Source organism: Neisseria bergeri, from assembly GCA_003044455.1.
Lineage (GTDB): Bacteria > Pseudomonadota > Gammaproteobacteria > Burkholderiales > Neisseriaceae > Neisseria > Neisseria bergeri.
In genome coordinates this window covers 1-19,969 of record POWY01000021.1, presented here as the reverse complement: position 1 = coordinate 19,969, position 19,969 = coordinate 1, and the positions used below count along the sequence as shown (strand labels likewise).

The 19,969-nt window shown below is 40.6% G+C and carries 26 protein-coding genes and 1 pseudogene; 16 read left to right on the top strand and 11 right to left on the bottom strand.

What is annotated here, in order from left to right; all coding sequences use genetic code 11:
* From DBY86_RS13850 to DBY86_RS13830, 13 genes and pseudogenes are all read left to right on the top strand, one after another.
* Positions 1 to 788, top strand: a 788-nt coding sequence (locus tag DBY86_RS13850; RefSeq protein ID WP_234403462.1) for a VENN motif pre-toxin domain-containing protein, incomplete at its 5' end; no start/stop codon positions are given.
* Position 789: 1 nt separating this feature from the next.
* Entirely contained in the window at positions 790 to 1,137 is a 348-nt protein-coding gene (locus DBY86_RS12260; RefSeq protein ID WP_107820158.1) for a hypothetical protein, read from the top strand.
* A 244-nt stretch (positions 1,138 to 1,381) separates the two neighbouring features.
* Positions 1,382 to 1,819, top strand: a complete 438-nt coding sequence (locus DBY86_RS13450) for a hypothetical protein (RefSeq protein ID WP_199901106.1) — start codon at positions 1,382 to 1,384, stop codon at positions 1,817 to 1,819.
* 497 nt (positions 1,820 to 2,316) lie between these two features.
* Positions 2,317 to 3,423, top strand: a complete 1,107-nt coding sequence (locus DBY86_RS14030) for a VENN motif pre-toxin domain-containing protein (RefSeq protein ID WP_301001454.1) — start codon at positions 2,317 to 2,319, stop codon at positions 3,421 to 3,423.
* 2 nt (positions 3,424 to 3,425) lie between these two features.
* A complete protein-coding gene (locus DBY86_RS12235) occupies positions 3,426 to 3,944 on the top strand; it encodes a hypothetical protein (protein WP_107820156.1) in 519 nt (172 codons plus the stop codon).
* A gap of 380 nt (positions 3,945 to 4,324) precedes the next feature.
* Positions 4,325 to 4,561 (top strand): YrhB domain-containing protein, encoded by a 237-nt coding sequence (locus DBY86_RS12230; protein ID WP_107820155.1) that lies wholly within the window; start codon positions 4,325 to 4,327, stop codon positions 4,559 to 4,561.
* A 242-nt stretch (positions 4,562 to 4,803) separates the two neighbouring features.
* Positions 4,804 to 5,214, top strand: coding sequence for a hypothetical protein (locus DBY86_RS12225; protein WP_107820154.1), 411 nt, complete (start codon positions 4,804 to 4,806; stop codon positions 5,212 to 5,214).
* A 136-nt stretch (positions 5,215 to 5,350) separates the two neighbouring features.
* Positions 5,351 to 5,659: a hypothetical protein gene (locus DBY86_RS12220; RefSeq protein WP_107820153.1), complete on the top strand. Its 309-nt coding sequence runs from the start codon at positions 5,351 to 5,353 to the stop codon at positions 5,657 to 5,659.
* Positions 5,660 to 5,679: 20 nt separating this feature from the next.
* Positions 5,680 to 6,114 (top strand): hypothetical protein, encoded by a 435-nt coding sequence (locus DBY86_RS12215; protein ID WP_234403461.1) that lies wholly within the window; start codon positions 5,680 to 5,682, stop codon positions 6,112 to 6,114.
* 71 nt (positions 6,115 to 6,185) lie between these two features.
* Positions 6,186 to 6,809, top strand: a pseudogene (locus tag DBY86_RS12210) (hemagglutinin repeat-containing protein); the annotation flags it as partial.
* A 2-nt stretch (positions 6,810 to 6,811) separates the two neighbouring features.
* The gene (locus tag DBY86_RS13840) at positions 6,812 to 7,315 is read left to right on the top strand and encodes a hypothetical protein (RefSeq protein WP_234403459.1); all 504 of its coding nucleotides are present in this window, start codon (positions 6,812 to 6,814) and stop codon (positions 7,313 to 7,315) included.
* Between the two features lie 20 nt (positions 7,316 to 7,335).
* Positions 7,336 to 7,695 carry a hypothetical protein gene (locus tag DBY86_RS13835; protein ID WP_234403458.1) on the top strand — a complete coding sequence of 120 codons (360 nt, stop codon included), beginning with the start codon at positions 7,336 to 7,338 and terminating at the stop codon, positions 7,693 to 7,695.
* Positions 7,692 to 7,994 (top strand): hypothetical protein, encoded by a 303-nt coding sequence (locus DBY86_RS13830; protein WP_234403457.1) that lies wholly within the window; start codon positions 7,692 to 7,694, stop codon positions 7,992 to 7,994. Before DBY86_RS13835 ends, DBY86_RS13830 begins: the two co-directional genes overlap by 4 nt.
* 23 nt (positions 7,995 to 8,017) lie before the next feature.
* On the opposite strand, the gene DBY86_RS12200 is transcribed toward DBY86_RS13830, so the two are convergent.
* The 6 genes from DBY86_RS12200 to DBY86_RS12165 form a co-directional block, all read right to left on the bottom strand.
* Entirely contained in the window at positions 8,018 to 8,158 is a 141-nt protein-coding gene (locus DBY86_RS12200; RefSeq protein ID WP_234403456.1) for a hypothetical protein, read from the bottom strand.
* Positions 8,159 to 8,242: 84 nt separating this feature from the next.
* Positions 8,243 to 8,431 (bottom strand): helix-turn-helix domain-containing protein, encoded by a 189-nt coding sequence (locus DBY86_RS12195; protein ID WP_465119555.1) that lies wholly within the window; start codon positions 8,429 to 8,431, stop codon positions 8,243 to 8,245.
* Positions 8,432 to 8,452: 21 nt separating this feature from the next.
* Positions 8,453 to 8,641, bottom strand: coding sequence for a helix-turn-helix domain-containing protein (locus DBY86_RS12190; protein WP_192882239.1), 189 nt, complete (start codon positions 8,639 to 8,641; stop codon positions 8,453 to 8,455).
* A 549-nt stretch (positions 8,642 to 9,190) separates the two neighbouring features.
* Positions 9,191 to 9,628, bottom strand: coding sequence for a VapD (locus tag DBY86_RS12185; RefSeq protein ID WP_107820150.1), 438 nt, complete (start codon positions 9,626 to 9,628; stop codon positions 9,191 to 9,193).
* Positions 9,629 to 9,887: 259 nt separating this feature from the next.
* A complete protein-coding gene (locus DBY86_RS12175; protein ID WP_107820149.1) occupies positions 9,888 to 10,073 on the bottom strand; it encodes a hypothetical protein in 186 nt (61 codons plus the stop codon).
* 1,070 nt (positions 10,074 to 11,143) lie between these two features.
* A complete protein-coding gene (locus DBY86_RS12165; protein WP_234403455.1) occupies positions 11,144 to 11,449 on the bottom strand; it encodes a transposase in 306 nt (101 codons plus the stop codon).
* Between the two features lie 421 nt (positions 11,450 to 11,870).
* On the opposite strand from DBY86_RS12165, the gene DBY86_RS12155 reads away from it, so the two are divergent.
* The 3 genes from DBY86_RS12155 to DBY86_RS12145 all read left to right on the top strand — a co-directional run bounded on the left by DBY86_RS12155 (position 11,871) and on the right by DBY86_RS12145 (position 15,517).
* Positions 11,871 to 13,235: a Fic family protein gene (locus tag DBY86_RS12155; RefSeq protein ID WP_107820147.1), complete on the top strand. Its 1,365-nt coding sequence runs from the start codon at positions 11,871 to 11,873 to the stop codon at positions 13,233 to 13,235.
* A 401-nt stretch (positions 13,236 to 13,636) separates the two neighbouring features.
* Positions 13,637 to 14,101, top strand: a complete 465-nt coding sequence (locus tag DBY86_RS12150; protein WP_107820146.1) for a hypothetical protein — start codon at positions 13,637 to 13,639, stop codon at positions 14,099 to 14,101.
* A 126-nt stretch (positions 14,102 to 14,227) separates the two neighbouring features.
* Positions 14,228 to 15,517, top strand: a complete 1,290-nt coding sequence (locus tag DBY86_RS12145; protein WP_199901105.1) for a type II toxin-antitoxin system HipA family toxin — start codon at positions 14,228 to 14,230, stop codon at positions 15,515 to 15,517.
* A 336-nt stretch (positions 15,518 to 15,853) separates the two neighbouring features.
* On the opposite strand, the gene DBY86_RS12140 is transcribed toward DBY86_RS12145, so the two are convergent.
* The 5 genes from DBY86_RS12140 to DBY86_RS14195 form a co-directional block, all read right to left on the bottom strand.
* Positions 15,854 to 17,641, bottom strand: a complete 1,788-nt coding sequence (locus DBY86_RS12140) for a ShlB/FhaC/HecB family hemolysin secretion/activation protein (RefSeq protein WP_107820145.1) — start codon at positions 17,639 to 17,641, stop codon at positions 15,854 to 15,856.
* Between the two features lie 54 nt (positions 17,642 to 17,695).
* Positions 17,696 to 17,971, bottom strand: a complete 276-nt coding sequence (locus tag DBY86_RS14025) for a toxin-activating lysine-acyltransferase (protein ID WP_301001453.1) — start codon at positions 17,969 to 17,971, stop codon at positions 17,696 to 17,698.
* Positions 17,919 to 18,155 (bottom strand): toxin-activating lysine-acyltransferase, encoded by a 237-nt coding sequence (locus DBY86_RS14020; protein ID WP_301001452.1) that lies wholly within the window; start codon positions 18,153 to 18,155, stop codon positions 17,919 to 17,921. The genes DBY86_RS14025 and DBY86_RS14020 overlap by 53 nt, the downstream gene beginning before the upstream one ends.
* Before the next feature lie 144 nt (positions 18,156 to 18,299).
* Positions 18,300 to 18,761, bottom strand: coding sequence for a hypothetical protein (locus tag DBY86_RS12130; protein WP_004467569.1), 462 nt, complete (start codon positions 18,759 to 18,761; stop codon positions 18,300 to 18,302).
* Positions 18,762 to 19,969, bottom strand: a 1,208-nt coding sequence (locus tag DBY86_RS14195) for a VENN motif pre-toxin domain-containing protein (RefSeq protein WP_465119554.1), incomplete at its 5' end; no start/stop codon positions are given.

The window sequence follows — 19,969 nt, the reverse complement described above, 5'->3', positions numbered from 1 at the left end:
CGGAACATATCAAAGAGGAAATCAAATCGAAGAGCGGGGTGATTGCATCGCTGACGGGCGCGGCCGTAGGCGGCACGCCGGTAGACGCGCAAACCGGAGGTGCGGTCGGGCAGAATGCGGTGGAAAATAATGCAGTCAATCAAAAACAAACAGGTACAATTAATACATTTATTGATGTATTCAACAATACCCCTTCAAAAATGGGACAAACTAAAGTACAAGCTGCCCATAATGCTATGTTACGATTAAGTAATACTGATTGGGACTACACTCCCAATGTTACTCCTTATTTTAATCTTTCAAAAAGTAGATACATATATACAAGTAAAGCAGGGTGGATTGATATTGTCCATTTCTTATTTTATGCATCTATTGCATATAGAGAAAAAATTGAATTAATAAAAAAGAATGACGTAGATTGGAAATTACCATTTAATTATGGACAAATAAGACGCCTGTCATTGGAAGAAATACAAAATAAAGCTATTAATGAAGCAATTCAATCTGGATATATTCAGGAAAAAGTAGATTCTTTGAAATCAAAACACTCTGCTTATTCATATGAAGATTTACCGTCAGATAAGTATGGTGCGATTTTTGGGGCAAAATACTTTAATCCTAAAACACAACAAACTTTTGGGGAACAAATAAATTATTACTTCACTCATATACTAAAAGCACAAGATCCTAAAATGGCACCTAATTATTCATCGTTACCAAAAGAAGACTTAGGTATACATTCAGGCATAGTTAACAAAACAACTAAACCTCTATTTACTGGAAAATAAAATGACTTATTTAAAAATAATAACAACCAGTATAGTTTTATACATTTTATTATTACAAATTAATCTCAAAATGTTAGAAAAAAGGATTGATTTCTTAGTAGAAAATATAGATAAATATTACCAGCAATATGGGTCTTATCCAAATAATTTTGATTTTATATCAACTAAAACTGATTTTACTACTGAATCATATTGTGATTTTTGGGATAAAAATATTGCAGGATATGGTAATTGTTACTTCGTAAAGAATGATAAAGACTATACTATTTTAGTCATGGGTTTCTCATCGAAAATACTATTTTCATCTCACAATAAACTAAAAGAATTCAATTCAAATAAATATGATTAAATACAATAAGTAGCAACTGAATTAGCCGAAATTGAAGGTAAGATTGGGGTTGTGAATATTAGCACATCGCTTCATGGAGGAAGGGAATATAAGCCTAATGGCACTTCCTCCATCTATAAAGGAGGCGAAGCAAAGGTGTCTCTCAAAACACAAATAGGCGGCGGGATAATGTTCAAATGGGACATTTGGAACGGAAAAAGTCGGCAATTTAAAAAGGATTTTAGAAACAAAGAGGGTCAAAAACATGAACACAAACTTAAATGACAAAGACAAAGCCATGGATACCGCAATCAGGTTTCAGAAAAGGATGAGGATTTCGAAATTTTTCTTTTTAATTCTCGGAATCACAGTGGTTTTGGCATTTATCCAAGACGTGATAACGGGTTCTAACTTTCTGCAAATAACAATTGTGCAAATAATATTTGCGATATATTTCAGTTTCGGAGGTATCATAATTGTATTCTACATAATCATCGCAGGAATCTGCCCCTATTGCCACGAATTCCAAAAGATGAATTATGGCACCTCCGTCGGCATCGGGTCGGATAGCTTTACTTTCTTTAAAGGCATTTCCCCTGTTCCAAAAATCGATTACTGCAGCAAATGCGGTAAGCCCCTGTCTCCAGAAGCCGTAAATAAGGTAATGAATGATAAAGCCGATGAAGAAAAATCTGATATTTGATGTAAGTTGATGCAGAACAAGCCACAATGTAAACAAATCCTCCCTATAGAGTGAGTATGGCACGCACGCTGGCTTGAAGATTCCGCAATACCAATTATGTCTGCATCCCCCATTACTTGACGAAAGGCCGTCTGAAAACAGAAAAACCGTTTCAGACGGCCTTTGTTTAACGCCACTGAGCCAGCGGGTTAAAAAGCGCAGTCAATGCTGCTGCGCCTTATGCCTCCGAAGCAATAGGTAGGACATTTGGACACGGTGAAAACAAAAACGAAACCGCCCAGGCAATCGGACATTTCCTTTTAGGAGCAGCTATCGCCCGCGTCAACGGTGGTAATTTTGCTGCCGGCGGCTCGGCAGCAGTTGCAGCTGAAAAGGCAGCGGAACATCTTGCCCAACGGTATAACGATGGTAAAACCGCAATTGATCCGCAAACAGGCGAGTTCAATGCCAACCTGCTGCCGGAACATATCAAAGAAGAAATCAAATCGAAGAGCGGGGTGATTGCATCGCTGACGGGCGCGGCCGTAGGCGGCACGCCGGTAGACGCGCAAACCGGAGGGGCGATCGGACAGAATGCGGTGGAAAACAACCTCTATCTGACATCGGAAGCCTTAAAGAAGGACGAACAGACAGCTCGTAAAATTTATTCCGTCATAAAAGAGCAAGTCAAACATGAATGCAGTTCCACAGGAAGAATTACCGAATGTCGTCAAAATATAGGACGCATTATCGAATTTACCCAAGACAAACGCTTTGACAGTAGGTTTAAGGACTTAAAAAAAGAATCCTTATATTACCTAAATCAACATCCTGATTTAGTAGCCTCTTATTTGAAGGCTGAATACGAAAAGCTGGATAGGGAAGACAAAAGTATCCTGCACCGCTACATCTCACCCGGGGCTGAAATCGTTTCGGGCAGTTTGGGGGTTGTTCTTTCAGGAGTAGCCGGAGGCGGATCTTGTGCCGAGACTTTCGGCTTAGGCTGTGCCGCCGCTTTGGTTGGTGTAACGTCTTCCTACGATCATGTGATTACTGGGACGAAAAACTTCGGAAAAAAAGCCAGCGAGCAACGACCGACGATTACGGTTCAGACCTTGAAGCAGTTGGGGTTGTCGGAGCAGGCTGCGAAATATGTTCAGTTCTCTATAGATTTGTTCAGTGTGGGTAAATCGGGGGGCGGTATGCCTAAGGCTAAGCCTGTACCCAATATGAAAATTATCATTACCGAGCCACAAGGAGCTGTCTACACCCGAATTAATGTTGCAATGGATAAAACTAGATTTACACCCTTACGTGATAGTGGGGAACAGGTTTCAGCAGGATTTAAGCATGTAATAAATGGCCATTTTTATAGGTCAGTTGAAAATAGCCGTTCTATTTTTTCAATAACTCCAAATGAATTAAAAGTTATTTTACAAAGTAGAAATACGATATCCTCTCCAGTAACAGCCATCCCTGGCGGTCAGTTTGTCCGCGTAGTCGATACTGGTAAGAATATTGGTATAACTAGTTTGAAGGAAGGAGGAACACCAACTAGATATATTAAGATATTTACTGACGAAATGGGAAATTTAATTACAACATATCCAGTGAAAGGGCAGTAATTATGCAAAAAAAAATAATACTTTCTTTAAAAGAAAAAATAGAGGGTATAGGTAATAATGTAGATCATATCTTACTCGCAACTTTAATTCTTAAATGGTTACATGATTATCCTAGTTTAGAGAAAGAATTTTTAGATCACCGTTCAAATATTTCTAAATTTATGAATATAGAAATTTTAGATATCCCTAATTATCCAATAAAAAAATCACTAATTAGTTTTTACGATTTAAAAGCTCTTAAACGGGAAATAGATATTTCCATGCAAAGAAATAATCCATATATTTATCAATTGCTACAAAATTTTTTAGAGAATTTATTTATTATTCAAGAACCAGATATGGAATGTAATATTTGCCATGGCACCTATGGTTTTGATTTATGGAAGGAAATCGAGACTAATAGATTAGTTTATTGCTGCAAAACATGTGCATTCTCAGAATATGTTAATGGGGAATTTAGAAATAATGAAAATCACCTTACCATTCCAACAAATGATGATTTGAGTTTATTGAATACATAATTAATAGAATAAGTTATAGAAAACTATGTTTACATTTTTCATCATGAGAAGCTTATGACTGAATTAAATCTTGTTTTAAATAACTTCAACTTGCAAACTAGAAAAGGAGAATAACCATGAATCATGAGCAAGCCGTAGCCCATATGAAATCTAAACTCAATAAGTAGAATGTGTGAAAAACGCACGCATGCGGTTCTCAAGGTTTGAGCTAAGAGGCCGTCTGAAAACAGAAAATCGTTTCAGACGGTCTTTGTTTAATGTGCCGATCTCGCGCGGGCTATAAAGCGCAGTTGTCCAAAAAGGTATATTAATAGGCAAATACAAAAAGGAGGCGAAGTCAATTTTACTACCTTCAAACATTTTCAATTTGGAGTATTACTATGACAATTAATTATCGAGAAGCAAAAAAAATCGCAGTATCTTTTTTAAGTCAAATAGAGCAAGAAATGGGAATTTCATTGTTAATAGTTGAATCTCATGTACGAGAAAATGATGATGGATGGTTTTTCCCATATCAGTCAAAAGAATATTTAGAAACAATGGATATAAACAAATCTATTATTGGAAATTGGCCTATATTTGTTTCTAAAAATGGAGGAGTCCCTTCTATTAGTTGATTTTGACCCATTAGCTAAGTCCGTATCCCACTAAACTTGATCCTATATATAATAGAAATAAATTTATAATAAGTATTTAAGAGGAATTCCAAATGAGACAGAACTGGCCCGAATGGGATTAAGGTTAAAATATAATGGGCCGTTAAAGGAAGAGTTTAAACGACTGGAATTTCATCAGAGTGATGGAACTGACTTGAGATCAACTGATTATAAAACCATTGTTTTTGAAAAGGTAAAATAATATGACAACTTATACTATTCCAAAAAAAGATTATCAATTTCTGTATATATATGAGGGCACTCTATTAAACTATACTTTGAAAAACGATGAATTCCATATTATCGTCAAGAATGTGGATTATCCGGACTTTCCTCAAGAGATTCCTACACCAAATTATACAGACTGGGTAAAAATTAAATTCAAGCAGTTCAGCTATCTGAAATTTGTCTATGGATACGCTACAAAGAGCCAAGATATAAATATCGATAATACATTGGAACTTGGCGAATTAAAGCAGGATGATGAAATCTTGGATTATGGAGGTGCGCTGGAAGTGATAGGCCGTAGGTATGATCTTCCGACTGGTTTTAGCATATATATAGTTTGCCGGGAAGTAGAGTTAGAATTTTTAGATCAGGAGAGTTTTAATTAAACGAGCCGTAACTTGTCATGCTGCGCAAGCAGCCTTTTGGAAGCTCTTGACAAAGCTGGTTGGGCATATGTGCTTTATCACTTAATATTACTTAACAAAAGGCCGTCTGAAAACAGAAAATCGTTTCAGACGGCCTTTGTTTAACGCCACCGATCCAGCGGGTTACAAAGCGCGGTCAATGCCGCTGCGCCTTATGCTGCTGAGGCAAAGAGAGTTTGATGGTGCTATTACAATCAATCGTTGGTATGAAGCCAAATCTGGTAATTTCTGGAGAGATCACACTTCTACACCTCAAAAATTCGAAAAATTTAAATCAGATATGGGTGATAGATTGAAAATTGCAACAAAAAATGGAGCAACATATGAATTACATTCAAATACACCAATCCACAAACATATTAAAGAATTTTTGAACAAAAAAGGTATTAAATATTTTGAATATTAAAAGTTATAGGAGATTTAAAAATGTCAAGAAGTGTAAGTTTAGATATTGATTTATCCATAAATAATAAGAAATTCTCTCGTTATGAAATACTAGAATGCTTATTGTATGGAGGCTGGAGTTTTCTAGATGATGGAAATTTTGTTTATTTACCACTTGGCGATGAAGACTATGATTGGAATTCAGCTTCTATGTCAGAAAAAGAAATTTTAGATTTTTTAAGAATAAAAAGCAATTTAGATGAAGTAATCGGATTTTCAATAACATGGGCTGACACCAATATTGGTGGACAAGTTTTATTTTTCCCTAATTTTGAATTCTCATTTAACATCACAATTAATATTAAAAATTTTGATAAAGACATAGTTGATGTTAACTGGTATTTGATTAAATTATTACCTATTTTTGATAAGAATGGTATTTTATATAATTCTATTAGATATCAGGAATATAGATAAACCATAAATTAGTAAGCTGTAGCTCATATGAAATCTAAACTCAACAAGTAGGATGTGTGCAGAACGCACGCATGCGGTTCTCAGGGTTTGAGCCAAGAGGTCGTCTGAAACAACAAATACGGTTTCAGACGACCTTTCTTTCAACAAGTAGCTACAGCAATCAGACAAAAGCAGCCCACCGCCACACCCATATTGGCAGCACAACCGGTAAAACTACCATCCGAAGCGGCGGGGATACCACCCTCAAAGGTGCGCAGCTCATCGGCAAAGGCATACAGGCAGATACGCGCAACCTGCATATAGAAAGCGTTCAAGACACTGAAACCTATCAGAGCAAACAGCAAAACGGCAACGTCCAAGTTACCGTCGGTTATGGCTTCAGTGCAAGCGGCAGTTACAGCCAAAGCAAAGTCAAAGCAGACCATGCTTCGGTAACCGAGCAAAGCGGTATTTATGCCGGAGAAGACGGCTATCAAATCAAAGTCAGAGACAACACAGACCTCAAGGGCGGTATCATCACGTCTAGCCAAAGCGCAGAAGATAAGGGTAAAAACCTTTTTCAGACGGCGACCCTCACCCATAGCGACATTCAAAACCACAGCCGCTACGAAGGCAAAAGCTTCGGCATAGGCGGCAGTTTCGACCTGAACGGCGGCTGGGACGGCACGGTTACCGACAAACAAGGCAGGCCATCACTATGAACGACTGCGTCACCTGGGCCGTGGAGGCTGCCATCGCCAAAACGGCTGAACAGTACCAATTTTATGACAACACATTTAATTTTATAGATGCCGCTATCATTAACGGCTGGAACAGTTTCCGTTTTACCTGCCGTTTTCCCAATGGAAACTTGAAGCAGGAAGTGGGGGCGGCATTAACCTGCTGGCGGCGCATGAGCGGCTACAATGTCAGTTCCAGTGTGTTTATCAATTTTGCGATCGTGTTATTTTTGCAGCATGCCGGCTTCGTGTTCTACGATCTTGATGGACAGGAAATAGCAGACGCTTTCAAGATCCTGGCAGCACCAGAATCACAGCTGGGTAAGATCGAATTACGTTTGGGCAACAGGCCGCAAGTTGTTTTCAGCCAGCCTGCATACGGGGGTCGTTTTTTTCCCGCCGTGTTTTATCCGGTCGGGCTACCTAAAATACAGCTTCAGAAACTGAAGAATGGGAAGATTTGGCCTTACGGCTGCCCCTAACCTTGTACCGCGTGGTAAACATGTGGGCAAGTGCCTACCAACTGGAAGCAACCGAACGACTACGGCAATACGATCCCGCTGCGGGCATAGCCGTGCAAACTGATGGCCGGGCTTGGGATTATTCGTTTGAAGAAGCCGTCCGCATGGCTATAGACATCTATATCCGGCTGGAAGAATACGCGCAGGCGAAACAAAAACCGGTTTGGGGCGAAACGTGGCAGACGGTGTTACCCGGATCCGGTTTGCCTGAAGAACTGGCTCCCAAAACCACCGCACACCCCGAAAAAACATCGAGTATGTGCGCGTCATTCCGCGAGTTGCCAAAGCCAAGCTGGCAAAATGGCGGCAATATTCCGGTTCGGACAATAATAAAGCGATGATGGCCTTGACCACCCTGTTGCAGCTGTATGGGCTGTATGTCAGTGATACCGCAGATGATGACCTACCACCTTTGCAGGTAATGAGTTTATGGCAATATTTCCGCATGGCCAAAGGGTATGAGCTGTACGTCCTGCGCGAACGGGATCTGTTACACCTGCGAGATGACCGCATGACCAACCCGATACGGATTTTGGACGAACTGTTTTACCACTACGACCAAGATTATTTCATCGGCTCAATAACAGAAAATGAGGAAGTCTCCGCCGAGGGTGTCGTAAAAAGAAAGATAAAGCGTTAGCTCGAAAATAGTTTCAGGCAGCCTCAAACATAGGCAGCAGGCACGGCAACCAAATTCTCCGCCAACCAGATTTTTTGCGGGTACTGGTTGATAATCGTGCCGTGGGCGATGCACAATTCGTTTGCCGGCAGCGTGTTGCGCAGCAGGTTGAAAGCAGCGGCCATTTGGTCAGGTAGGCCATCAGGCCGGTGTTTAACATATAGACTTTCGGGGTTAAGCCAATTCCGCAAGCAGTTCTTCCTTGGTTTTCAGATAGTCGGCTTTTTTCGTTTGCGGCGGATGCTGTTTTTCACGGGCTTTCTTCCTTTGGGTTTGGGCTTTAAACCGTTAATACCATTCAAACGGTAGAGGCGCAACCATTGCAGCAAGATGGAGCAGTCGGGCAGATTCAGTTGGTCTGCGGCAGCTTTTTGGGACATTCCCTGCTCCGTCACCAGGCGGATTGCCTCAAATTTGTATTAGACCGAATATTTTGTCGTATGCTTTCTGCGTTTGATGCCGCTCTCACCGTGTAATCTGTATCTTGTCACCCATTTGCGTACCAATGAATTGGAAATGGAAAAATGGTTTGCTGTTCTTGTGCTGCCGTTCCCTGCCAAATAGTATTGGACGACGGCAAGTCGGAATTCATCTGAATATTTTGCCATAAACATAAAAAACTGCACCTCCTAAAGTCGGTAAGGTGTCCAACTTTTGGGGTGCAATTCAGAAGCGGTCTTTTTTGCCTGCCGGTTTAGAATCATCCTCCGTGTATATTCCCTTGACGAAAAAAAATGATGATATTACGGATACTAAAACTAAGGTCGTATCTACCCCCCCTACTCTCCCTAAGTAAAGAGATGAAACAGCGTATCGGTCCCCTACCGGTTGAATTTTCCGAAAAAAAGCGACGTAACCAGCATCAACATATATAAGAACAGCACAAATAGCATCAATACATCAGGCAACGAAAAAAGTCAGAATAATGCACTTAATGGAGTTTGGATATCTGTTGTTTTGTACTGTTAATATTGCTTCTTTCTGTGTTTACAGTTTAGCAGTTGTACAGTTTTACAGTAAGGTTTAAACAATGACTGATTTATTTTTAAATGCAGATATTGTAGAGGATAAATATGACCAAAGTCCTTTCAGTAACATTTTTGATTTTTTAGCGAGCCTTTTCATTTCCCCAGCGAGATCGGCAATGGCAAAGGAGGTTAATTTAATTTCAGGTTAGGACTTTCCAATTCAAATTTCTGTTTTTCCATAACCTGATTAATTTGCTCATCAGACAATCCAGCTTCTGTTAGGGATATACGAAGTTGTTCAACACGTTGAAGGAAAGCCTGTTTGGCTTGATACACACCATCAGCGATAAATTGTGCGTTCAAATCGCTTTCAAGGCGGTAAAACTTAATGTTTGAAATACAGGAGTAAAACCAATCAAACCGAGCGGTCAGTTCCTGAATGGCTATTGTTCCGTGTGCTTCACTGATGCCTTCACGGCCTAGATAAACACTGCCCTGAATGTTTTCAAATCCATGTCTAGCCAAGATGGTTTTAATATCGGAGTAGGCATTGTTATAGCTATTTCCGTGGTAATTGTCTTTCAGGCAGTTGGTATCCATATCAAAGGTAATCAGGTAACGGCTCATTATTTTTCTCCTGTTGCGTTTCAGACGGCATCGGTTTCCCGCGATAGTACCAAGTGCGGCGGCCGATACCGAGCTTTTCCCACGGTTTATCGCGGCTGATAGTGTTTTCGGCGAGGTAGTCGGCACGTGTTTGAGACCACCAGCGAGTGATTGTGCTTTCAGCTACAATAATTTTACTGCTTGCCCTATGTTTAAAAATCTATCCATATTGGATAGTTTAGATTAGACTTAAGTAGATTTCAAGTGAGCTGTTTAACCCTTAGCTAGCAAGGGTTTTGGTGGCGTAAGGTTTTGAACTTAAGCATATCGGCGGCCAAAGTACCGCTGCCATTTCCGATCTCGCCGGGAAAATGAAAAGGCTCGCTAAAAAATCAAAAATGTTACTGAAAGGACTTTGGTCATATTTATCCTCTACAATATCTGCATTTAAAAATAAATCAGTCATTGTTTAAACCTTACTGTAAAACTGTACAACTGCTAAACTGTAAACACAGAAAGAAGCAATATTAACAGTACAAAACAACAGATATCCAAACTCCATTAAGTGCATTATTCTGACTTTTTTCGTTGCCTGATGTATTGATGCTATTTGTGCTGTTCTTATATATGTTGATGCTGGTTACGTCGCTTTTTTTCGGAAAATTCAACCGGTAGGGGACCGATACGCTGTTTCATCTCTTTACTTAGGGAGAGTAGGGGGGGTAGATACGACCTTAGTTTTAGTATCCGTAATATCATCATTTTTTCGTCAAGGGAGTATATCGACTCCAGAAGACAGGTATTAGATACTGCCTTTTCTTACGAGAGTGATGGTAGGATGGTTCTCTTCAAGTCAATCAAACAGGAAAGTATTTCTTTTCTGTCTGAAGATTTGAAAAAGGACTGGATGTTTCACAAGGTTAAAACTAGGGATAAAAATAGATATGGTTCAGATGAAATGCTGAGCGTACCCCGTGTCTATTTGGAAATGATGTCGCGGAAAACGGGAGCCCCTACTCAAGTATTCTTTAAATTCTAAGCAGAAGACTTCTTCGTCGGTCTTTTTTTGTTGTTTGGTTTGCATGGAGTAAAACTGTGCAACTGCTGAAGTATAAAACCAGCAAGAAGGTAAAAAAGAAAGAAGCAGTTTTTTGGATTTTAGATGTTACCGCAATTAGTTTCCTTTTCTAAAATTTGTTTAAATTATTTGCAATATTAATATAAACGAGATATTAATGATGAGAAATCAAAAAGGCATACTGAATATAATTTGTACAAAATATTTGCAGTATTTAAAAATGTTGATTCGTATATGAAAAGTTAAAAATGCCAAAATGTACAGTTGCTAAACTGTAAAACTGCTAAAGCAACAAAACATAAAAAGGAATGCAGGGATGCGATCACTACATCTTTTTATTCCGTAAGCGTTTATGATTTTACGATCAACTGCTACTCTATGTTCCCAGCTTTTCAGCTCCCTATTTTCGAATATTGGACGAGGCATTTTCATCAGTGTCGTAATGCCGACAGAAACTCTCACAAACCATAATTGATTCTTGTGGCAGCAACACCTATCCGTTTGTTCAAGCGGCCACAAGAGTAACATGATTGGCTGGTGGCATCGGCTTTAATCTCTTCGATATGAACTCCATTTTTAGCTGCACCTTCTTTCAGCGTATGCAACAGCAGGGATGGAGTAACTATCTTCTGGTGGAGTTTGTTGACTTCAATCTGTATGCACTGTAGGTTGAGCAGATTCAGTTTTTTGATACAGATTATCCGGCTTTGTTCGGCAATTCTGTTGGCGAACGTATAGTAGAGCTGTCGTCTTGCAGCTTTCAATTTGCGGTAGGTATTTTACCATTCCATGCGTAGCTGCTCGGTACGTTTGAGCCAAATGGTATCTTCGCCATTTGTACCAATTGGTTTTTACATTAGGCTGTGTTTTAGTAAACTATTGATTTCAATTATTTGTAAGGGAAAAGACAAATTATTTTCCTGTTAGGAATAAACCTATCCTGTTGAATACCTTAAAGCCAAGTACGCCTATCAACACTATATTAAAACACAGCCTTTTTTAATATAGTAGACACAATTTTTCCATATTTATGAAGACTATGGTTTCTTTAAGATTCGTTTTTTAATACTTTCTATTTCTAGAAAATTTGACTAAAATAACTCAATTATAAAAAATTGCGCGATTTTGGTATTTATCATGAAGATTTCCAGACCTCCGGAATCTACCCTGTTGCAACAGGAATATATGCAGCATCTGACTGAAAGAATGACGCAAATTGCCAAGCTGCTGAATTCTTCCGCAAACAATCCTGATATAGACATTCCCGATTTTCTTACTGAAATCAAAGATTATTCAGAATTTTCTGTGACAGATGAAAATGGAACCTACCTGCATTGGGACAAATTCCGCCGGATTCACACGGAAGATACGCGGATGAAATGGCGCGCCGTCAAGGAAAGCCGCAAAAAAATCCAAAAACCAATTGATTTCCCGTTTGAACATCAGTTTTGGTTCTGCATTCCCGACTCTTTGCAGGCACGGCTTCATTTGATTGACAAAAGCTGCGGCAGTACTATCGGCACGTCTAGCTTGGGCGGTTTCGGCAGAAACGAGCAAAACAGATTCTTGCTCAAGTCTCTGATTATGGAAGAAGCGATTACATCCGCCCAACTGGAAGGTGCGGCTACCACGCGCAAAGTGGCCAAGGATATGCTCAAATCGCAGCGTAAGCCAAAAACAAAAGATGAAATCATGATAGTGAACAACTATCACTTGATGAAAAAAGCGGTAGAATTGAAAAATACGCCGTTAAGTGTTGAAATGATTTTGGATTTGCACCGCATTGCTACCAGCAACGCTATTGAAAACAAGGCCGAGCCCGGACAATTCAGGCAGGATGACGAAATCTTTATCGCCGATATCAATGGTAACAGCCTGTATCAACCACCACCGCACGGACAGGTTTATACGCTGATGGAAGCGGTGTGTGCGTTTGCCAATAATACCTATGACGGCGTGGAAAATCCGTTTATCCATCCGGTTGTCCAAGCTATTATCTTGCATTTCCTCATCGGCTACATCCACCCATTTGGTGATGGCAACGGGCGGACAGCGCGGGCTTTGTTCTATTGGTTTATGCTCAAAAACGGCTACTGGTTATTTGAATACATATCAATCAGCCGTCTTCTGAAAAACGCTCCGGCCCAATACGCCAAATCCTATTTGTATGCGGAAACTGACGATTCAGATTTAACCTATTTCATCTATTACCAATGCGATATTATCAAGCGGGCGGTTGCCGATTTGGAGCACTACATTTCCGACAAACAAAAACACCAACAGGAATTCAAAGCAGCGATTGCCCAATATACTGAAAAGATAGGAAAGTTGAACCAACGGCAAATTGGTATCCTGCAAAAAGCAGTGGAAGAAAGCGGAAAAATCTTTACTGCACAAGAAATTGCCAACCAATACGGCATCTCCCTGAATACTGCCCGTAGCGATTTGAGTAAACTGGGAGAATATAGATTCCTAGTGCCGTTCAAATCAGGAAATGCTTTAGAGTATGTTGCTCCTCAGGATTTATTGGAAAGGTTAGAAAAAAAATAGTTTGCTAGCCCAAAATGCAGCTTTAACCGAGTCAAAATCAATACAGTCCGCACCTTCAAAAAGAAGCTGCGGACTGCTTGCTTTTTGCTCTACAAATGATCTTTGTAGCTGATTTAACCAAGATTGTAGCAATTTTGCTTTCCAAGCAAGCAGGGTTAGAAAATTCGATACTTTTAATTATTGGCTGTGTTTTAATATGATGTTGATAGGCGTGTTTGGCTTTAAGGTATTCAACAGGATAGGTTTATTCCTAACCGAAAAATAATTGTCTTTTCCCTTGCAAGTGATTGAAATCAACAGATTACTAAAACACAGCCTTACATTATTGGGGTGACTATCCTGTAAAATATGTCCTAAAACGTGGAAACCACTTTTGCTCTGCTAAATTTTAAGGAATCTTTATGTTACATATACCCCCAACGGAACCTGATCGATATGTTAGCAGTATTGTAGCCTTAAACGTGCATAGTCCTAACGGTACAGGCGACTGGCATAGTGCAAAAGCATTGAGTGATCGGGCCTATCCTGAAAAATTTTATATTTACGGTGAAAATCAAGAGCGAAATACCAATCATCTATTAGGTGACAATGGCATTATTGATGGGACGGATCGACTGAACAAAATGGGTTATTTCCCTGAAAACATCCCAGTTTGGCTCGCAGATCACCCCCGTGCTTGCGTGGATTATCTTTACACAGCAGTGTTACAAACTGGCTCAATCGGTCGGGTAATTTTAGATGATTGGTTTCCAAGCGATGAAGACAAGCAATCAGTTTATGACTTACTTAACCAAATCGAACCGCACTTGAATACTCAAGAATGGGAGAATTTACAGCTATGGAAACGCAAAAACCCAATAATGTAATGCTAACCGAACGAGATAAAAGGCACGAGAAGCGGTATTACTGAATTTCATACGCAATACGCCAGATATAATTAAATCAGCAGATGTGTCTAAACGTCCCGCTGTTCCCGTTTGAAAGAAATTTTCATGATGAAGCCTATCCTCACTGTATCCGGAAAACGTATGCGTAAACCCAGAATCACCCATTTGGATGTTTGGGCAAACGATGAAAGAATCGGTACTTTGGAAAAGGGGGCCATGTATCGGTTCACATACGACAATCCCAATTCTTCGTTGCTGGGCCTGCATTATCAAGACAGAAGCAAGGTATATATCAGCAACAACATGCCACATATCTTTGCACAGTATTTCCCGGAAGGCTTTTTGGCTGCACACATCACAAGCAAATATGCTTTTCATGATGCGCCTTTTGAAGACAATGAGATGCTGCGCTTGGCAATTCTGGGCAGAGAGGCTTTGGGTCGGATACATGTGCGCTGTAATGACTCGCTTTTTAATGAATGGATTGACGGGTTAGAGATGAAAAATCCAAGAATATTGACTGAACGAGATTTGCTGGACATAAATGCCCGACAGGTTTTTCAGCAATATATGGCAGAAATCTTCCACCACGGCCGTTTCGTCAGCGTATCCGGGATACAGCAGAAGATGTCATTGGACGCAATCCGCAGGAATACCAAGCAAACCGCTTCATACATTGCCAAAGGTTTTGATGCATCCGAATATCCTTGCTTGGCTGCCAATGAATTTTTATGCATGCAGACCATCAAACAAGCCGGCATTGCCGTTGCACAGACCAGTCTGTCGGAAGATTCATCAGTCTTATTGGTACGTCGGTTTGATGTCAGTGAACAGGGTTATTTCTTAGGGATGGAAGACTTTACCAGTCTGCTCCAGTATTCGGTAGAAGATAAATATAAAGGCAGTTATGCGGCTATTGCACAGATTATCCGACAGATATCCGGCAGGCCCAATGAAGATTTAATCCATTTCTTTAACCAGCTTGCCGCCAGTTGCATATTGAAAAACGGGGATGCACACCTCAAAAATTTTTCAGTACTCTATCATGACGAATACGATGTACGTCTTGCACCTGCCTATGATGTATTGGATACATCAATATACAGAGTTGGAACACAAGGAACTTTTGATGCTTATGACGATACGCTGGCATTGAACCTGACTGACCTCGGTAAGAAAACATACCCTTCCAAGAATACATTGTTGGATTTTGCTGAGAAATATTGCGATTTGGGAAGAGAAGATGCATCCTTTATGATGGATACAATCGTTCAAGTTAAAGAACAGGTTCTTGTTAAATACTCGGATGTATTGCGTGAGAATGAATGGTTGGCGCAGAAGTGGCATTTTATCCCGGATGAAAATGAAGAAGGTCTACCGTTTACATTCCGGTAGCTGCCGGGTTTGAACCGGCTGTCAGAGATGGCCGATCGACTTTCACCCTGAAAATCACTTCATCTTATGGTGTTTGAAACCGAGAAATTAGAAGAATCGTATTCGGTAGGAGATATACTGGGAAGATTGGAAAACTGGTAAATCACTCTATTGATTGAGTTGGCGGCCTATATGTTTAATGTAGGCAAACGAGAAGGAATCATGTATTTCATGATTCCTTCTTAAATTACTGTGTCAATCTAATATCAAAACACAGCCATCTCTTACCATAATCATGATAGGTGTTTTATTATGAAAAGCTATATCTATAGTTACCGTTGATTTGACTATGCCGTTTTAAAACGTATAGCCTACCTGAAAACCGCTTGCCCATTTCCTTGATTGGAAAAATTCGGGCTTTTTCAATGCACGGCCAGTAAATATATCGTAATGCAGGTTGCCGACAAGCTTTATCTGCCCGCTTATCCCAATTGCTGTGCCGGCTAGAGTTTGGCCCAATAACCATTTGGCGGATTGTCCTGAAACATGTCCTACATCAGCCCCAAGATAAAGCTGATGGCCTGGTTTAAATTGCCAGCTCAAATCGTTGCGCCAATACCATCCCCGCTCGGCAGACAAACTCATTTCACCGTCGAAGCCACGCACGGTGTGGTGTCCGCCGATAGCCAGTTTGTCTTGCGATGTTAGCGGGGTTTTGTTCCATTGTGCATGAACGGATGTGTCATAGGCAAATAGCTGTTTACCGATTTGAAAAGGAGTATTTACATCAGCCGATGCCGTCCAAATTTTCATACGTGACGTGCCTTCGCCAAAGGCTTCTTCAGGCGCGCGCAGAGCATCACTCATACCCGTCCCACGTTTATAAGCAATCTTAAATTGAGCCGTACTGTTGCCAATGTATTCTTTATGGCTTAACTCGGCTAACCAACCTGCCGTTCTACGGCGTTGCACCGTAATCTCCGCATCGTCAATATAGCTTTGTGTTTCGCGTGTCCATAATTTCGCACCAACATGTGTTTTGCGTTTGGCATCGCGGTAGATTAGGCGGTTGAAACCCAAATCGGTGTTGTAACTTTTACCGTTGTAATCATACGCTGCACTTAATCCTGCTACGGCTTGATGATAGCGGTAGCCGCTGTGATTGAATGCCCATGTCCATTTGCCAAACGGCACAGAGTAATGCAGCGCATAATTGTGTGTACCACCTTTTTTCAGGCTGCCTGAACTGTCTGTTTCATCGGGAACATTACCAATGGAACGTCCATAGTTCACATAAAACAAATCGCTTAATCCCAATGGATTATCCGCCGAGAAAGTAACATTGCCTTGATATTTACCTGTTGCCTTTGTACCCGAATCATCCATCCCCACACTCAAACGATAAGGCACCAATCTTTGCTGCCATTTCACCAGTACCGTACTTTGATTGGGTACCCCCTCCACAGGCACAATTTGAATATCTGCTTCCACTGTTGGAATACGCTTTAAATTCTCCAAACCCTGTTCCAAATCGCGCAAATTCAAGATGCCGTCTGAACGCGTGGGAAATTCATTTTGAAACGCCGCAATGCGTCCAGCATGGGTTTGATTCGCTTGCGACATATCCATTTCAACGTTTTTAAGATAACCTGCCAACACCGTTAAAACCAGCTTACCGCTGTTTAAATCCTGTGGCGCAGCCAAAATGCGCGTGGTGGTGTAACCCCGTCCAATCAAAATATTTTGCGCAACCGTCATAATGTGATTAATGTCGCCCGCATGCAGACACTTGCCAGCCTGAAAACCCGTTTCGCGCAAGGCACGTTTTAGGGCAAACTGAAACCGAGCATGGTGTTCGCCTTCCAACACCACTTCGTTAATGGCAAAACACGGTTGGCTGCTGTCATCGCCCATCAACTGATTAACCGTTTCCCCCGTGTTTTTTTGATGCAAACGCACATCGCTTTCAGGCTGCATGGTTTGGCGCAACTGCTCTTCGCGTTGGCGTTGCTGAATATCTTGCTGCATACGGATTTCGGCAGGGTTGGGGGAGGCCAACAAAGTAGCAGGAGCAATGATACCTGCCAATAAGCAGCACCAAGACAAAAAGCGAATATTAGGCAAATAGGATAAAGGAAGTTTCATGGCATGGTCGCAAAATCAATAAAATCATCAATGGGCATTCAATACACGATTGCATCAAGTTTTAAAAGTTAAAATTCTCAAACCCTTATCGCTCCCTTTATGATACAAGGCGCGTACTGTCGTACTAGGAGATAACTGGAGCACAGCTGAGCGCATTTGATGACTGTGTCCCAATGTCGCAAACCATTGAATCAGCCAAATATTGTCGCCACAGTTCCAATCGCTGTTGTCGCGCAAATGGCGGTCAGATTCTAAATAATGCGCCTGCGCCACTTCATCAAAATAAGCCCATGAGATATAACCGATTGGTTGGGTACCCTTGCAAAACAAAGCGAACTGCCCGTTTTTTTAACACAGGCAATATATACGTCATCATCTCCACAATAGGTACTTGGCGATGCGTAGGCGACTGATACCATAGCCAAGTGATGGCACCGAGTGCTTCGCTTTCGTTCCATTGTTCATTGGGGTAGAGTTTAGGGGAGATGATGTTTAGGGTCGTGATGGTGGGCATAGTTTAGAGGGGGGATAAAACAAAAAAGGTAAGTGTAAGTGGTTTTAAGGCTGCCTGAAAGCGGATTAACAGCGAAAAAGAGAACGCGTGAGTGCGAGCACCCACGCTTGCTATCAGACAGACTGGCTACGCTGGCTATGCTTGTTATATATCTATATGGTTATATAGATATATAATTTTTTCACTCCATTCATTTGATTGTAGGGTATCTGTATCTTCAGCAATATACAAACCAATATCTTTTGACCAGAATGCATAAGTTTGTTGAATTATATCTATATTCTTCAGATAATTAAAATCTGAGAAAGCACCATCAAACATGCATATTATAGCTATTGGATTAAGCTGATTGATATTTAGTATTTCATCTTTAATTACATTAAATAAATCAATATTTTTGGAATATAAAAAATAAGATTCTGTTAAAAAAATATCATATTTCCACTCATTATTTTCAAGAATATATTTTTCAGATTTAATGCAACGTGATCTAGATTCCCATTGCTTTATATTTTCATGATTTCTGTCTTCTTTTAAAAAAATACCATAACACAATATAGAAAACTGGTCAGTACCACAATTTTTTAAAAAATCTATTATTTTCATTTAGTTACCCCTAATTAGGTTTAATTGATTATTATCTGGTATAAAGCTTGCAATGACTTTATCCTTATACGGCCCATCTTTTGCAACAACAATAACAACATATTTCCCATTTGATTTACCTAAATGAGCTATACCATTTGTTGCACCAATTCTCCAATCTGCTTTATGAACAGGGGATTGTAATATTGGCAAAGCAATTTTTCGGAAAGCATTAACCCTATTTTCTAATGATCCTGTATTAGGAATAAGAATGCCTTCTAAATGTCTAATTGCATGCCCTCCATTATTTCTCATGCCTTCTAGGGCATTTAGAGAATATTTTATTGATGCTTCTCGTTGAGCATGGGCTTTAAACTGGCTACTCTGATTCCCTCTTCTCGTTTCCTGAACATTTTTCTCCACCTGCTCACGAGTTGTCAATTTATTAAGCTTCCTATCAACCTCCCATCTCGGTTTCGCATCAGACACAGGCTTAGTCTTAGGTATACCGCCCCCCGATTTACCCACACTGAACAAATCTATAGAGAACTGAACATATTCCGCAGCCTGCTCCGACAGCCCCAACTGCTTCAAGGTCTGAACCGTAATCGTCGGTCGTTGTTCGCTGGCTTTTTTTCCGAAGTTTTTCGTCCCAGTAATGACATGATCGTAGGAAGACGTTACACCAACCAAAGCGGCGGCACAGCCTAAGCCGAAAGTCTCGGCACAAGATCCGCCTCCGGCTACTCCTGAAAGAACAACCCCCAAACTGCCCGAAACGATTTCAGCCCCGGGTGAGATGTAGCGGTGCAGGATACTTTTGTCTTCCCTATCCAGCTTTTCGTATTCAGCCTTCAAATAAGAGGCTACTAAATCAGGATGTTGATTTAGGTAATATAAGGATTCTTTTTTTAAGTCCTTAAACCTACTGTCAAAGCGTTTGTCTTGGGTAAATTCGATAATGCGTCCTATATTTTGACGACATTCGGTAATTCTTCCTGTGGAACTGCATTCATGTTTGACTTGCTCTTTTATGACGGAATAAATTTTACGGGCTGTCTGTTCATCCCGTTTTAAGGCTTTCGATGTCAGATAGAGGTTGTTTTCCACCGCATTCTGCCCGACCGCACCTCCGGTTTGCGCGTCTACCGGCGTGCCGCCTACGGCCGCGCCCGTCAGCGATGCAATCACCCCGCTCTTCGATTTGATTTCCTCTTTGATATGTTCCG